Raw genomic sequence first — 14,509 nt, 5'->3', positions numbered from 1 at the left:
GTTCACGCGATGTCTGCGCCTATGAACGCGAACTCCACCTCCGGTTTCAGGCCGCTGATGATGCGCGCGACCGATCGGCCCGAGCCACAGGCCAAGGTCCAGCCCAGCGTGCCATGGCCGGTGTTCAGATAAAGATTGGGCAGGCGGGTCTTGCCGATGAGGGGCACGTTGCCCGGCGTGGCCGGGCGCAGGCCGGCCCAGAACTCGGCCCGCCCCGTGTCTCCAGCCCCGGGGAATAAGGCTTCGACGCGGCGCATGATCGCCCCGCAGCGGACGAGATTCAGATCCCGCCCATAGCCGTTGATTTCGGCCGTACCGGCGATGCGCAGCCTGCTGCCCAGGCGCGAGAACACGAGCTTGTATTCATCGTCGGTGAGCGACACCTGATAGGCCATGGCCTCGTCCTCGACGGGCATGGTCACCGAGTAGCCCTTGGCCGGATACACCGGCAGGCGGATGCCCAGCGGCGCGGCCAGGAAGGGACTGAACGAGCCCATGGCGAGCAGGTAGGCGTCACCGCGGATGCGCCGGAAACGGCCTTCGCCGTCGATGACCTCCACATGGTCGATCCGGCCCGCGGCCTCGCGCAGCGCCGTGACCGTGTGGCGCATCAGGAAGCGCGTGCCGCGCTCCCCGCACCGCGCCGCGAGTTCGCGCGCGAACCGGTTGGCGTCGCCGGACTCGTCGTCGGCCGAGAACGTGGCACCGGCGAGGCGGGGACGGATGTGATGCAGCGCGGGCTCGATGCGCACGGCTTCGTCGGCCGAGATCACGCGGCGCTCGCAGCCCAGTGCGCGCATCTGCTCGGCCGGACCGGCCGCCGCATCGAATTCCCGTTGGCTGGTGTAGAAGTGCAGGATGCCCCGGGCGCGTTCGTCGTAGGCGATGCCGGTGTCGCGCCGCAGCTGCCGCAGCGCGTCGCGGCTGTAGATGCCCAGCCTGACGAGATGGCCGATGTTGCGGCGCGTGCGCGCCGGCGTGCATTCGCGCAGGAATTGCAGGCCCCAGAGCCATTGGCGCACATCGGCACGCGGGCGGAACAACAGCGGCGCCTCCTCCTTGAACAGCCAGCGCAGAACCTTGGCCGGCGCCTTCGGGTTGGCCCAGGGCTCGGCATGGCTCACCGAAATCTGCCCCCCGTTGGCGAAGCTGGTTTCCGACGCCGGCTCGGCCTGCCGGTCGATCACGGTCACCTCGTGGCCGAGCTGGTCGAGGTAATGGGCCGAGGCGACGCCGAGCAGGCCGGCACCGAGCACGATCACGCGCATGTTGAAGGTTTTCCGGAGGAAAGATCCGATGACAGGCATCGCGCGCAGCAACGCCGCCGATGCCCGAACGGGCGGAAATCCAGCGCATCGCGCCCAAGCCGCGGCAAGACCGATGCGCCGATTCCCGTTGATCTGCGGCTGGCCTGTTCACGTTGCCGGCCGCGTCCCGGAAGAAGTCTAGGCAGACTCCCGGTCGCGCCGGTTGATATGGATCTAACGAACGCTACAAGGCCTCCGCGCCGTAGCTCACCTCCAAGGTGTGGCTCTCCCCCGGCTGCAGCACGAGCGCGTTGTCGGCGGCATTGGCCGACTCGACGCACAGCATCTGGCGCCACCCCTCGGCGGTGTAGTCGCCCATCGCCGCGGCCTTCTCGGCCCAGGGGGTCCACACCACGGTGCAGGCCGAGCCTTGCTTGCGCACGCGAATGCGCCGGCCCAGGCGCGCGTCGTCGATGAGACAGTCGGCCACGGTGTTCACGTACACGCGGTCGGTCTCGCCGGCGAAGCGCAGCGCACCGCTGTGCTGTTTGCGGGCGAAGTTCTCCACCTTGTCGAGATAGGCGCAGCCATCGAGTCCCTGCAGCACGACCTCGCCGATGTCGCCGACGTGGAAGTAGGTGTGCAGCGCCTCGCTCAAGGGCAGCGCAACGCCCGCCTCGTTGCGCGTGATCAGCGCCATGCCCAGGGTGTCGGACACGCTGATGCGCAGCTCCACCGGGGTCGCATGCGGCCATTGCGCGCGGGTGGCCGCGCTGGGCTCCAGCCGCAGCGCGAGCTGGGTGACACCCTGCGCGGCGCCGCTGTCCACCACCGCCCACGGCACGGTGCGGGCGAAGCCATGCGCCGGAAAGCCGGGTTCGGTGGGATGCGCGCCGAACCAGGGCCAGCACACCGGCACGCCGCCGCGGATGGACTTGCCCGGCGCGAAACGCGCCGCCTGCGACAGCCACACCACCGGCGCGCGCTGCGCCCGGGGCTGGAAGTTGGTGAGATGCGCGCCCTGCAGACAAATGCTGGCCGTGCCGCCGGCGTTGGCGATGTCGGCGTAGGGCAAACCGCCGGGACCGGTGCGAAAGGCCAACTGGCCGGGAATGGAAAAGGGCTTGAGCGCGTCGAGATCTTGCATGGCGGCGAACGATGGTGGCGAAAGCGCCGATTCTGCCTGCGATGCCAAGGCCGGCGCCTTCGACGCAGATCGGTCAAAGCCCGAGGTCGCTCAAGCCGGGGTGATCGTCCGGCCTGCGGCCCAACGGCCAGTGGAACAGGCGCTCGCTTTCCCGGATCGGAAGGTCGTTGATGCTGGCGAAGCGGCGGGCCATGAAGCCCTGCGCGTTGAACGCCCAGTTCTCGTTGCCGTAGCTGCGGTACCACTGGCCCGAATCGTCGTGCCATTCGTAAGCGAAACGCACCGCGATGCGTTCGCCGCCGAACGTCCACAGCTCCTTGATCAGCCGGTAGTCGAGCTCGCGGCTCCACTTGCGTTGCAGGAAGGCGCGCACCTGCTCGCGGCCGACCGGGAACTCGGCGCGGTTGCGCCAGCGCGTGTCCTCGGTGTAGACCTGCACGACCCGGTCAGGGTCGCGCGTGTTCCAGGCGTCTTCGGCCATGCGGACTTTCTGCACGGCGGTCTCGCGCGTAAAGGGAGGTAGCGGGGGTTTCGTGTCCATGATGTCCTCGCGATGCGAAAAAATACCCTAGGTAGACAGATCGGTCTACCCGCACAATGTAGCCGAAGCCGCAATCCATCACCTCTGCATGCCATGGCCCCCAAAACACCCCACGACCGCCCGCTCCCCGCCGCCCGCGAGCGCATTCTGCTGGCGGCGCACGATCTGTTTTACAGGGACGGCATCCGGGCGACCGGGATCGATCGCGTCATTGCCGACGCGGGCGTGACCAAGGTGACGTTCTATCGCCACTTCCCCAGCAAGAACGACCTGGTCGAGGCCTTCCTCGAATACCGGCACGGCTTGTGGATGGCGTGGTTCGCGGCAGCGCTGGAACGCCAAGGCGCCGTTGGGCGCCCGGGCGTCGCGGCGCTCGTCCCCGCGCTCGGCGCGTGGTTCCGCAACGGCGGCTACCGCGGCTGCGCCTTCCTCAACACGGTCGTCGAACTGGGCGATGTCCTGCCCGGCGCAGGTGAAATCGCCAGACGCCATAAAAAGCAGATGACGGCGTTGATCGCCTCCCTTTTGCCGCCTTCGGCGCACCGCCTGGGCGACGCGCAGGCCATCGCGCTCGCGGTGGACGGCGCCATCCTCCGCGCGCAAATGGATGCGAGCCCGACCCTGGCGCTGAAAGGTCTGAAACGGGTGGTGCAGGCGATCACCGCCGGCCCATGACCCGGCTGCGTCAGATCTCCACGCGCGGCACGCGGGTGGAGATCCACACCGCCAGCAGCGTGATTCCGCCGGCGGCAGCGAAGGCGATGTGAAAAGCGCGTGTGACCTGCTGGATGGCCGCCGCGTCCGTGCCGAGCAAGGCGGCCTGCAGGTCGGCGCTGGAAATCAGGCCGAACACCAGCGCACCGAACAGCGCCGTGCCCACCGACGCCCCGGTGGAGCGCGCCAGCGACACCGTGGCCGCCGCCGCGCCCAGGCGCTGGCGTCCGGCGACGGCCTGGATCAGCACTTGCGAGGTGGGCATCACGGTGCCGAACCCCAGCCCGGCGAACGCGCCGAGCACGCCGACGGTGACGCTGCCGGCGGGCAGCAGGCCGAGCAGAAGAAACGCAAGAGCCGCCAGCCCCAGCCCCCAGCGCGGCGGCTGGTCGGGCCGGCCGGTTCGCGCCACCAGGCGGCCGGTGAGGTTGGCTCCCAGCACCAGGCCGCCGGTCAGCGGCAGCAACAGCAAGCCGGCATGCGCGGCGTTGCCGTGGTTGCCGAGCTGGATGTACACCGGCAGGAAAAACACCAGGGCGAACATGCTGGCGGTGGACAACGTGACGGTGAGGCTGGTCCAGGCGATGGCCGGCATGCGCAGCAATTCCAGCGGCAGGAAGGGATGCGCCAGGCCGCGTTCGCGCCGCGCCAGCAACCAGCCCAGCACCGCGGCCGCCCCGGCCATGCCGAGGCTGGGTGCCGAAAGCCAGGCGAAGCGATGCCCGGCGAGCGTGAGCCACAGCAGCGCCAGGCCGGCGGTGGCGGCGAACAGCAGCACGCCGGGCGCGTCGTGTCCCTGCCCGGGCAAGGTGTGACGCGGGCTTTCGGGCAGCAGCAGGGCCCGCCACACGGCCACGGCGGCCAGCGGCAGGTTGGCCACGAACAGCCAGCGCCAGCTGAAGCTGCTGACCACCAGGCCGCCGAGCAGCGGCCCGGTGACGCTGGCGAGCACGAACACGATGCCGAAATACGCCTGGAAGCGCGGACGCTGGCGCGGCGGCACGGCTTCGCCGATGAGCGCCTGGCTCATCACCATGAGCCCGCCGCCGCCCAGGCCCTGCAACAGACGCGCGGCGATCAGCCACCACATGCCTTGCGCGGCGGCGCAGGCGGCCGAACCGAGCGCGAACAGTCCCAGCGCGGCCACCAGCGCGTCGCGCCGGCCGTAGCGGTCGCCCAGACGGCCATACAACGGCGCCATGATGGTGGAGGCCAGCAGATAGCCCACGGCGATCCACGCGCTGTCGCGCAGGTCGCCGAGGTCGCGCGCGATGGCCGGCGTGGCGGTGGCCAGCAGGGTCTGGTCCACCGCGGCGAGGAAGATGGGCAGCATGACCGCCGTGAACAATTGCACGAAGCGGCCGAACGGCACGGCGGCCTCGGGCTGGGCCGCGGATGTCCCTTCTTGCGGTGCGTGGCTCAAGGTCTCGGGCGGGATGGGCTGGGTTCCGGGTTGGCGCACGTCGTCAGCGCCTCGGTGCCCAAGCGTAAGGCGAATTCCGCATCCGCGCCGGCCGCCACGCGCGTCAGCCGCCGCTTTGCCGCATCGTCGCCTCACCGGCCGGGGGCGCCCCCAGCGCCGGCCGCGCCGCGTCGCCCCAGCCTCCGCCCAGCGCCTGGATCAGGCCCGCCGCCGCGACGTAGCGCCGGTTCAGCAGCGTGAGTTGGGCGTTGCGGGCGTTGAACAGCGTGGTCTGCGCGGTGATGACGTTGAGGTACACGGCGGTGCCGGCCTTGTACTGGTTCTCGGCCAGGCGCAGCGACACCCGGGCCGCCTGCACCACCTCGGCCTGCTGCTGCGCTTCCTGCATGAGGATGCGCTGGGCGGCGAGATTGTTCTCGACCTGCTGCATGGCGGTCAGCACGCCCTGCCGGTAGTTGGCCACGGTTTGCCGGTAGGCGGCTTGGCTGGACGCCAGCTGGGCATGGCGCAAGCCGCCGTCGAACAGGGCCGCGGCCAGGCTGGGGCCGAGCGACCAGAACAGGCTGGGCGCCGAGAACAGATCGGCCAGGCGGGTGGCCTGGCTGCCGGCCTGGGCCGAGAGGGTGAGGTTGGGGAACCACGCGGTTTGCGCCACGCCGATCTGCGCGTTGGCCGCTTCCACCTGCGCCTGCGCGGCGGCCAGGTCGGGACGGCGCTGCAGCAACTGGGTGGGAATGCCGGCGGGGATGTCCGGCACCGCAGGCAGCGCGTCGGTCGGGGGCAGCGAGAAATCCGCCGGCGCCTTGCCGACGAGCACGGCGATGGCGTTCTGCAGTTGCGCGCGGGTCACGCCGAGGTCGGTGAGGCTGGTCTGGGCCTGCAGCAACTGGGTGCGGGCCAGGGCCACGTCGGCCGCCGTGTCCACCCCGGCCCTGTAGCGGTTCTCGGTGAGCTGCAGCGCGCGCTTGTAGGCCGCCACGGTGTCCTCGGCGAGGCGGATCTGCGCATCCACCGTGCGCAGCTGCAGATAGCTTTGCGCCAAGGTGGCCTGCAGGCTGAGCTGGGTGAATTGCAGGGTGGCGGCGCTGGCCGCGGCGCTGGCCTCGCCGGCCTGCACCTGCAAGCGCACCTTGCCCCACAGATCGGGCACCCAGCTCGCCGTGGCCGACGCGCTCACGCTGTTGAAGATGCGCCCCGGCACCGCGACGCTGTTGCTGGCGCCCGGCGACTTCGAGCGCGTGGCCGAAAGCCCGGCCGACAGCGTCGGATCGTAGGCGGCCTGCGCCTCGGCGATGGCCGCCTGCGCCTGCTCGTAGGCGGCCAGCTGTGCCGCCAGGCTCTGGTTGTGCTGCGCCACCTGCGGCTCCAGCGCGTCGAGCACGGGATCGCCGAACGCCTGCCACCAGGGGCCGTGCGGCATGGCTGCGGGTGGCTGGGCGGGCTGCCAGTCGCCATGGGCCTGGGCGTAGGCCGGCGGCATGGCGACTTTCACCGGCGGTTCGGGCGGGTTGGCGGCACAGGCGCCCAACAGCAAGGCGAGCAGGGCCGGCAGCAGGGCGCGGTGAACGCGCCCCGGCATGGCATGAACGGTGACTGGCTGCGGTGGCATGGTGGTCTCGGGCATGGCGATCAGACCGGTTTGTCGAGCGGCGCCGGGCGGCCGCTGCGTCCGAACTTGCGCAAGGTCCATTGCCGCAGGCGGTCGAGTTCGAGGTAGATGACCGGGGTGGTGTAGAGCGTCAGCGCCTGGCTGACGATCAGCCCGCCGGCGATGGAAATGCCCAGCGGCTGGCGCAGCTCGGCGCCGTTGCCGGTGATGAAAGCCAGCGGCAGCGCGGTGAACAGCGCCGCCAGCGTGGTCATGAGGATGGGGCGCAGGCGCAGCGTGGCGGCCTGGTAGATGGCGTCGCGCGGCCCGGCGCCGTGCTCGCGCTCGGCCTGCAGGGCGAAGTCCACCATCAGGATGGCGTTCTTCTTCACGATGCCGATGAGCAGGAACACGCCGATGAGCGCGATGATGGAAAACTCGGCGTGGAACAGCATCAGCGCCAGCACCGCGCCCACGCCGGCGGGCGGCAGGGTGGACAGGATGGTCAGCGGATGCAGGGTGCTTTCGTACAGCATGCCCAGCACGATGTAGATGGCGAAGATGGCCGCCATGATGAACAGCGGCTGATTCTTCAGCGTGTCGGCGAACAGCTTGGCCGTGCCCTGGAAACCACCGTGGACGTCCGAGGGCAGGCCGATCTCGGCCATGGCCTGGTCGATCTTGCCCTGGATCTGCCCGAGCGAGATCCCCTTGTCCAGGTTGAAGGAGATGGTCGAGGACACGAACAAGCCCTGGTGGTTCACCGCCAGTGGCGTGTTGGTCAGTTCATCGTGCGCCAGGGCCGAGAGCGGCACGCGCTGGCCGCCGCTGCCGACGAGGTAGATGTCGTTCAGCGCCGAACTGCTCTGCTGGTATTGCGGGGCCGCCTCCATCACCACGCGGTACTGGTTGAGCGGGGCGTAGATGGTCGAGACGAGCCGCTGGCCGAAGGCGTCGTTCAGGGTCTGGTCGATCGTCGCCACCGGAATGCCGTAGCGCGCCGCCGCCGCGCGGTCCAGCACCAGGCTGAGCTGCAGGCCGCTGGCCTGCTGGTCGGTGTTGACGTCGTTCATGCCCGGAATGTGCTTGAACGCCTCCAGCACCTTGGGCTCCCACTCCCGCAGCGCACCGAGGTCGCTGGCCTGCAGGGTGTATTCGTACAGCGCCGCCGCCGGCCTGCCGCCGGCGCGGATGTCCTGCACCGGGAACATGAACGTCTGCGCGCCCGGAACGCGCGCGAGCGCCTTGCGCAACTGCATGATGATGGTCTGCACCCCCGGACGCTGGCTGATGGGCTTGAGCTGCATGAACATGAAGGCGCTGTTGGTCGTGCCGCCGCCGCTGAAGGCCACCACGTTCTGCACGCCCTCATTCTTGCGCACGATGGCGACGATGCGTTCGAGCTTCTTGCGCATGTCCTGGAAGGAAATCGACTGGTCCGCCTGCACCGAGCCCACCAGCAGACCCGTGTCCTGCATCGGGAAAAAACCCTTGGGCACGATCTTGTACAGATAGACGTTGAGCGCGATGGTGGAGAAGAACACCAGCAGCATGAGCTTGGGATGCCCGAGCGCCCAGCGCAGGCTGCGCGCATAGCCGCGGTGGATGCGGTCCCAGGCGCCCGCCAGGCGCGAGGGCCGTGCGGGTGCGCCGGACGGGGCGGCGCGATGCGGCCGCAGCCAGCGCGCCGCGAGCATGGGCGTGACCGTGAGCGACACCAGCAGCGAGATGCCGATGGCCACCGACAGCGTCACGGCGAACTCGTGGAACAGCCGGCCGACGATGCCGCCCATGAACAGCACCGGCAGGAACACCGCCACCAGCGACAGGCTCATCGACAGCACGGTGAAACCCACCTCGCGCGCGCCCTTGAGGGCCGCATCCAGCGGGCGCATGCCGGCCTCGACGTGGCGCATGATGTTCTCCAGCACCACGATGGCGTCATCGACGACGAAGCCGGTGGCCACGATCAGCGCCATCAGCGAGAGGTTGTCCAGGCTGTAATCCAGCAACCACATCGCGGCGAAGGTGCCCACCAGCGACAGCGGCACCGCCAGCGCCGGAATCAGCGTGGCGCGCGCGTCGCGCAGGAACAGCCAGACCACGCCCACCACCAGCAGCACCGAGAGCATCAGGGTGTTCTCCACCTCGCTGAGCGAGGCGCGGATGGTGGTGGTGCGGTCGGACATGATGCGCACCTCGATGGCCGCGGGAATCGAGGCCTCGAGCTGCGGCAAGGCCGCCTTCACGCCGTCCACCGCGTCGATGATGTTGGCCCCGGGCTGGCGGAAGATGATGAGCTGCACCGACGGCTGGCCGTTGGCCAGGCCCATGTTCTGGTCGTTCTGCAGGCCCTCGCGCACGTCGGCCACCTGGTCGAGCCGGATCGGCGCACCGTTCTTGTAGCCGACGACGATGCGCTGGTACTGCGCCGGGGTCGTCATCTGGTCGTTCGCGCCGACCTGCCAGCGGTGCTCGGCGCCGTCCACGGCGCCCTTGGGCGTGTCCACATTGGCGCTGGCGATGGCCTGGCGGATCTGCTCCAGGCTCAGCCCCATGCCGTTGACGCGTGGCAATTCGAGCTCCACGCGCACCGCCGGCAGCGCGGCGCCTCCCACCGTGACCTGGCCGATGCCGGCGATCTGCGAGATCTTCTGCGCCAGGATGGTGGAGGCAGCGTCGTACATCTGCCCGCGCGTCAGGCTCTTGGACGTCAGCGAGATGATCATGATCGGCGCGTCGGCCGGGTTCACCTTGCGGTAGGTCGGGTTGCCCGACAGTCCCGTGGGCAGCAGCGGCCGCGCCGCGTTGATCGCCGCCTGCACCTGGCGCGCCGCGCTGTTGATGTCCTTGGACAGGTCGAACTGCAGGATGATGCGGGTCGAGCCCAGCGTGCTGCTGGACGTCATTTGCGAAATGCCGGCGATGGTGCCGAGCGAACGCTCCAACGGCGTGGCCACGGTCGCCGCCATCACCTCGGGGCTGGCCCCGGCCATGCTGGCCTGCACCGTGATGGTGGGAAAGTCCACCTGCGGCAGCGGCGCCACCGGCAGCAGCCGAAAGGCGATGATGCCGGCCAGCAGCACCGCCAGCGCCAGCAGACTGGTCGCCACCGGGCGGTGGATGAAAGGCGCGGAAATGTTCACGCCCCGCCCTCGCCTTGCACCTCGTCAGGCGCGCCGAAGCGCCGCACCCGCCAGCGGGTCACGCGCGCGGCGAGGCGGTCGAACGTCAGGTAGATAACCGGCGTGGTGAACAGCGTCAGCAGTTGCGACAGCAGCAGGCCGCCCACCAGGGTGATGCCCAGCGGCTGGCGCAGTTCGGCGCCCATGCCGCCGCCCACCACCAGCGGCACCGCGCCGAACAGCGCGGCGAAGGTCGTCATCAGGATGGGGCGCAGGCGCAGGCGCGCGGCCTGCAACATGGCGGCCTCGGCCGGCAGCCCCTGGCGGCGCTGGGCGTCGAGCGCGAAGTCCACCATCAGAATGGCGTTCTTCTGCACGATGCCAATGAGCAGGATGATGCCGATGATGGCGATGACCGTGAGGTCGTGCCCCGAGCCCATCAATGCCAGCAGCGCGCCGATGCCGGCCGACGGCAGCGTGGACAGGATGGTGATGGGATGGATATAGCTCTCGTACAGCACGCCGAGCACGATGTACATGGTGGCCACCGCCGCCAGCAGCAGCCAGAGCTGATTGGACAGCGCGGCCTGGAAGGCGCTGGCCGCGCCCTGGAACTGGATGACCACCGAAGGCGGCAGCGCCGAGTCCTTCGCCGCCTGCTGGATGGCGCTCACCGCCGCGCCCAGCGAGGTGCCGGGCGCGAGCTGGAAGGAGATCAGCGCCGCCGGGAACTGGCCGAGGTGGTCGATGGCCAAGGGCGTGGCCCGCTGCTCGACGCGCGCGATGCTTGACAGCGGCACAGGCTGCCCGCTGCTCGACGCGAGATACACGCTGTTGAACGCCGCAAGCCCCGCGCCGCCCTGCCCGCCGGCGCCCAGCACCACGCGGTACTGCGCCGACTGGGTGAAGATGGTCGACACCAGGCGCTGGCCGAAGGCGTTGTACAGCGCGCTGTCCACCGCGCTCATGGTGATGCCCAGGCGGCTGGCCGCCGCGCGGTCCACGTCCACATAGGCCTGCAGGCCCTGGTCCTGCAGGTCGCTGGTGACGCCGGCGAGCTGCGGCAGCGCGCGCAGGCGTTGCATCAGCGCGGCGTTCACCGCGGACAGCTGCGCCTGGCTGGTGGCCGAGAGGCTGAACTGATAGGGGTAGCGGCTGGCGATGTCGTCGATGGTGAGATCCTGCACCGGCTGCATGAACAGGCGTATGCCTTCGACATTCGCGGCACGCGCGTCCAGGCGCTGGATGATGGGCCCCACGCGCAGCACGCGCTGCGCCAGCGGCTTGAGGTTGATGAGCAGGCGCCCGGTGTTCATCGTCGTGTTCACGCCGTCAATGCCCACCACCGAGGAAATGCTGGCCACCGCCGGGTCCCGCAGCAGCGCATCCACCAGCGCCTGCTGCCGGCGCTGCATGGCGGCAAAGGACACGTCCTGCGGCGCCACCGTGGTGGCCTGGATCAGCCCGGTGTCCTGCACAGGGAAAAAACCCTTGGGAATGACCATGTAGAGCAAGGCCGTGAGCAGCAGCGTGCCCGCGGCCAGCAGCAGCACCAGCGGCTGGTGGCGCAGGACCCAGGCCAGCGCGCGTGCATAGCCGTCGGCCAGGCGCTCGAAGGCACGACCGCTGGCGCGGAACAGCCGGCCTTGTTTTTCCTCGGGGACGTGGCGCAGCAGGCGCGCCGACAGCATGGGCGTAAAGGTCAGCGAAACGAAGGCCGAGATGACGATGGCCACCGCCAGGGTGATGGCGAATTCGCGGAACAGCCGGCCCACCACGTCGCCCATGAACAGCAGCGGGATGAGCACGGCAATGAGCGAGAAGGTCAGCGAGATGATGGTGAAGCCGATCTGCGCCGCGCCCTTGAGCGCGGCGCGCAGCGGCGGTTCGCCGGCCTCGATGTAGCGCGCGATGTTCTCGATCATGACGATGGCGTCGTCCACCACGAAGCCGGTGGCGATGGTCAGCGCCATCAGCGTCAGGGTGTTGATGGAGAAGCCGAACAGGTACATGGCGCCGAAGGTGCCCACCAGGGCCAGCGGCACGGCGGTGGCCGGGATGAAGGTGGCGCGCGCGCTGCGCAGGAACACGAAGATCACCAGCACCACCAGCAGCACGGCGAGCAGCAATTCGAAGGTCACGTCCGAAATCGCGGCGCGGATGGTCACGGTGCGGTCGGACAGCACCGACAGTTGCGCCGCCGCCGGCAGCTGCGCCTGCAGGCTGGGCAGCATGGCATGAATGCGGTCGACCACCTGGATGACGTTGGCGCCGGGCTGGCGCTGCACATTGATGACGATGCCCGGCTTGCCGTTGACCAGCGCGGACAGCCAGTCGTTCTCGGCCCCGGTGTCGATGTGCGCCACGTCGCCCAGGCGCACCGGCGCGCCCCTGTTGTAGGCGATGATCATGTCGCGGTACTGCTGGGGCGACTGCAACTGGTCGTTGGCGTTGATGGTGAACGACCGCTGCGGCCCGTCGATGCTGCCCTTGGGCGTGTTGACGTTCGCCAGGCCGATGGCGGTGCGCACGCTGTCGAGCGACAGGCCCAGCGCCGCCAGCTGCCTGGCGTTGACCGTCACCCGCACGGCCGGCTTGTGCCCGCCCGACAGCGTGACCAGGCCCACCCCCGGCACCTGCGAGAGCTTCTGGCTCAGCCGCGTGTCGGCCAGGTCATAGAGCGTGGTCAGCGGCAGCGAGCCCGAGGTCAGGCCCAGGGTGATGACCGGGGCGTCGGCCGGGTTGACCTTGGCGTACACCGGGGGCTGCGGCAGGTCGGTGGGCAGGAAGCTGCCGGCGGCGTTGATGGCGGCCTGCACCTCCTGCTCGGCCACGTCCAGCGACAGCGAGAGGTCGAAGCGCAGGGTGATGACCGAGGCGCCGCCTGAACTCACCGACCACATCTGCGCCAGCCCCGGCATCTGGCCGAACTGGCGCTCCAGCGGCGCGGTGATCGAGGACGTCATCACGTCCGGGCTTGCGCCGGGATAGAGCGTGGTGACCTGGATGGTGGGATAGTCCACCTCCGGCAGCGCGGCCTGGGGCAGCAGTTTGTAGCCGACGAAGCCGGCCACCAGCACCGCAACCATCAGCAGCGTGGTGGCGATGGGCCGCAGGATGAACAGACGCGAGGGGCTGGGCCGGTCCGCGCCGGCCTCGGCACCGTCGTCCCCGTCGGGCGGTGGTACCGCGCCCTCGCCGTGGGCGGGTGAAGCCGGATGATCCGGTGGCGTGGCCTCGCGCATGTTCAATGCGCCCCGCCGGCAGCGGCTGGCTTCGCCTTGCCGTCAGGCCGGCCGGCATGGGCGCCGGAGGCCACCGGCCCCGGCATGGCCTGCCGCGCCTGCACCACGCGCACCTTGCTGCCGTCGCGCAGGCGGTCGAGGCCGTCGGTCACCACACGCTCGCCAGGACGCACGCCGGAGACGATCTGCGTCAGGTTTTCATACGCCGCACCGGTGACCACCTTGCGCAGCGCCACCTTGTCCCCGGCGCCGATGACGTACACGTAGGTGCCCGGCGCGCCCACCGCCACCGCCGTGCTCGGCACCACGACCGCGTCGGGAAGGGTGCGCACCAGCAGGCGCACGTTGACGAACTGGTTGGGGAACAGCGCCAGGTCCTTGTTGTCGAACTCGGCGCGTAGGTTCAGCGTGCCCGTGGAAGTGTTGATCTGGTTGTCGGCCGCCACCAGCTTGCCGGTGGCCAGCAGCTTGGTATTGCGCGCGTCCCAGGCCTGCACTTCGAGTTGCTTGCCATGCAGCAACTGCCCCACCACCTCGCCGATCTGCTGCTGCGGCAGGGCGAAAGTCACGTCCACCGGCTGCACCTGGGCGATGACGGCGATCGGCGTGGCATTGCCGCCGCCACTGCCGGCGCTGGTTCCGCCGCCGCTGTTTGCGACAGTGACGGCGCCCACCGCGCCCGAGGTGGTCACCATATTGCCGGCGTCCACCGGGCGCAGGCCGGCCAGGCCGGCCACCGGGGCGGTGATGCGGGTCCAGCTCAGCTGCAGTTTGGCGTTGTTCAGCGCGGCCTTGTTCGCATCCAGCGTGGCCTTGAGCTGGGCCACCGTGGCGCGCTGGTCGGACACCTGCTGCGCGGCGATCGAGTCCTGCCCGAGCAGGGTCTCGTAGCGCACGAGATCGCGCTGCGCCCCGGCCAGCTGGGCCTGGGTCTGCTCCACCTGGGCCTGCGCCTGGGCCACCGCGATCTGGAACGGGCGCGGGTCGATCTGCGCCAGCAGTTGCCCGGCCTTGACCATGCGGCCCTGCTTGTAGTCCACGCTCTGCAGGAGTCCGGCCACGCGCGGCATCACGTTCACCAGGCTGCGCGGCGTGACCGTGCCCAGCGCCGTGAACCAGACCGGCAGCGGCAGGGCCTTGGCCACGGCCGCCGTCACGGGCTGCGGGCCCTGCTCGCCGCGCCCCATGCCGCCCGGGCCTTTCTGTGCATGGCCCACGTCGCCCAGGCGCCACCACAGGCCGCCGGCGACGAGCAGGGCGACGATGGCCAACAGCCACCGGCCGCGTCGCGAAGCGGGCTGCGTGATGGCAACGGAATCCGAAGCGGGAGTGGGTGCGGTCATGGAGAGGAGTCAGGACACGGTGCGGAGCAAAGCCGAGGCATCAGCCAGGCAACCAGAACTTGCGTTGACGAAGCTGCCGCATTGTGCAATTCGCGGCGGGGCGTGTCGCGTTCTGGGGATTTTCGTGGACATCGCC

General features: G+C 69.8%; 9 protein-coding genes. 1 reads left to right on the top strand and 8 read right to left on the bottom strand.

Annotated features, from left to right (window positions below; genetic code table 11):
- Positions 1–2: 2 nt before the first annotated feature.
- From THIARS_RS08920 to THIARS_RS08910, 3 genes are all read right to left on the bottom strand, one after another.
- On the bottom strand, positions 3–1,268 hold the full coding sequence (locus THIARS_RS08920) for a D-amino acid dehydrogenase (RefSeq protein WP_094160727.1): 1,266 nt from the start codon (positions 1,266–1,268) through the stop codon (positions 3–5).
- A 223-nt stretch (positions 1,269–1,491) separates the two neighbouring features.
- Positions 1,492–2,394 (bottom strand): D-hexose-6-phosphate mutarotase, encoded by a 903-nt coding sequence (locus tag THIARS_RS08915; protein WP_094160726.1) that lies wholly within the window; start codon positions 2,392–2,394, stop codon positions 1,492–1,494.
- A 73-nt stretch (positions 2,395–2,467) separates the two neighbouring features.
- Positions 2,468–2,935 (bottom strand): nuclear transport factor 2 family protein, encoded by a 468-nt coding sequence (locus THIARS_RS08910; RefSeq protein WP_094160391.1) that lies wholly within the window; start codon positions 2,933–2,935, stop codon positions 2,468–2,470.
- Between the two features lie 93 nt (positions 2,936–3,028).
- Between THIARS_RS08910 and THIARS_RS08905 the strand changes: the two genes are divergently transcribed.
- Positions 3,029–3,610, top strand: a complete 582-nt coding sequence (locus THIARS_RS08905) for a TetR/AcrR family transcriptional regulator (protein ID WP_094160389.1) — start codon at positions 3,029–3,031, stop codon at positions 3,608–3,610.
- A gap of 10 nt (positions 3,611–3,620) precedes the next feature.
- On the opposite strand, the gene THIARS_RS08900 is transcribed toward THIARS_RS08905, so the two are convergent.
- The 5 genes from THIARS_RS08900 to THIARS_RS08880 all read right to left on the bottom strand — a co-directional run bounded on the left by THIARS_RS08900 (position 3,621) and on the right by THIARS_RS08880 (position 14,373).
- The gene (locus THIARS_RS08900) at positions 3,621–5,111 is read right to left on the bottom strand and encodes an MFS transporter (protein ID WP_245845687.1); all 1,491 of its coding nucleotides are present in this window, start codon (positions 5,109–5,111) and stop codon (positions 3,621–3,623) included.
- A 64-nt stretch (positions 5,112–5,175) separates the two neighbouring features.
- Positions 5,176–6,681, bottom strand: coding sequence for an efflux transporter outer membrane subunit (locus THIARS_RS08895; RefSeq protein WP_245845676.1), 1,506 nt, complete (start codon positions 6,679–6,681; stop codon positions 5,176–5,178).
- A 20-nt stretch (positions 6,682–6,701) separates the two neighbouring features.
- Positions 6,702–9,806, bottom strand: a complete 3,105-nt coding sequence (locus THIARS_RS08890) for an efflux RND transporter permease subunit (protein ID WP_094160387.1) — start codon at positions 9,804–9,806, stop codon at positions 6,702–6,704.
- Positions 9,803–12,874: a multidrug efflux RND transporter permease subunit gene (locus THIARS_RS08885; protein WP_245845818.1), complete on the bottom strand. Its 3,072-nt coding sequence runs from the start codon at positions 12,872–12,874 to the stop codon at positions 9,803–9,805. Before THIARS_RS08885 ends, THIARS_RS08890 begins: the two co-directional genes overlap by 4 nt.
- 158 nt (positions 12,875–13,032) lie before the next feature.
- Positions 13,033–14,373, bottom strand: coding sequence for an efflux RND transporter periplasmic adaptor subunit (locus THIARS_RS08880; RefSeq protein ID WP_094160384.1), 1,341 nt, complete (start codon positions 14,371–14,373; stop codon positions 13,033–13,035).
- Positions 14,374–14,509 lie beyond the last annotated feature (136 nt).

This window comes from Thiomonas delicata (assembly GCF_900088825.1).
Lineage (GTDB): Bacteria > Pseudomonadota > Gammaproteobacteria > Burkholderiales > Burkholderiaceae_C > Thiomonas_A > Thiomonas_A delicata.
The sequence above is the reverse complement of the archived record's forward strand: the minus strand, read 5'-3'. Positions and strand labels throughout refer to the sequence as shown.

Excerpts from the sequence above, each read along its gene's own strand:
- THIARS_RS08920 (WP_094160727.1), bottom strand. The coding sequence starts at position 1,268 with ATGCGCGTGATCGTGCTCGGTGCCGGCCTGCTCGGCGTCGCCTCGGCC.
- THIARS_RS08915 (WP_094160726.1), bottom strand. The coding sequence starts at position 2,394 with ATGCAAGATCTCGACGCGCTCAAGCCCTTTTCCATTCCCGGCCAGTTG.
- THIARS_RS08910 (WP_094160391.1), bottom strand. The coding sequence starts at position 2,935 with ATGGACACGAAACCCCCGCTACCTCCCTTTACGCGCGAGACCGCCGTG.
- THIARS_RS08905 (WP_094160389.1), top strand. The coding sequence starts at position 3,029 with ATGGCCCCCAAAACACCCCACGACCGCCCGCTCCCCGCCGCCCGCGAG.
- THIARS_RS08895 (WP_245845676.1), bottom strand. The coding sequence starts at position 6,681 with ATGCCACCGCAGCCAGTCACCGTTCATGCCATGCCGGGGCGCGTTCAC.
- THIARS_RS08885 (WP_245845818.1), bottom strand. The coding sequence starts at position 12,874 with ATGGTTGCGGTGCTGGTGGCCGGCTTCGTCGGCTACAAACTGCTGCCC.
- THIARS_RS08880 (WP_094160384.1), bottom strand. The coding sequence starts at position 14,373 with ATGACCGCACCCACTCCCGCTTCGGATTCCGTTGCCATCACGCAGCCC.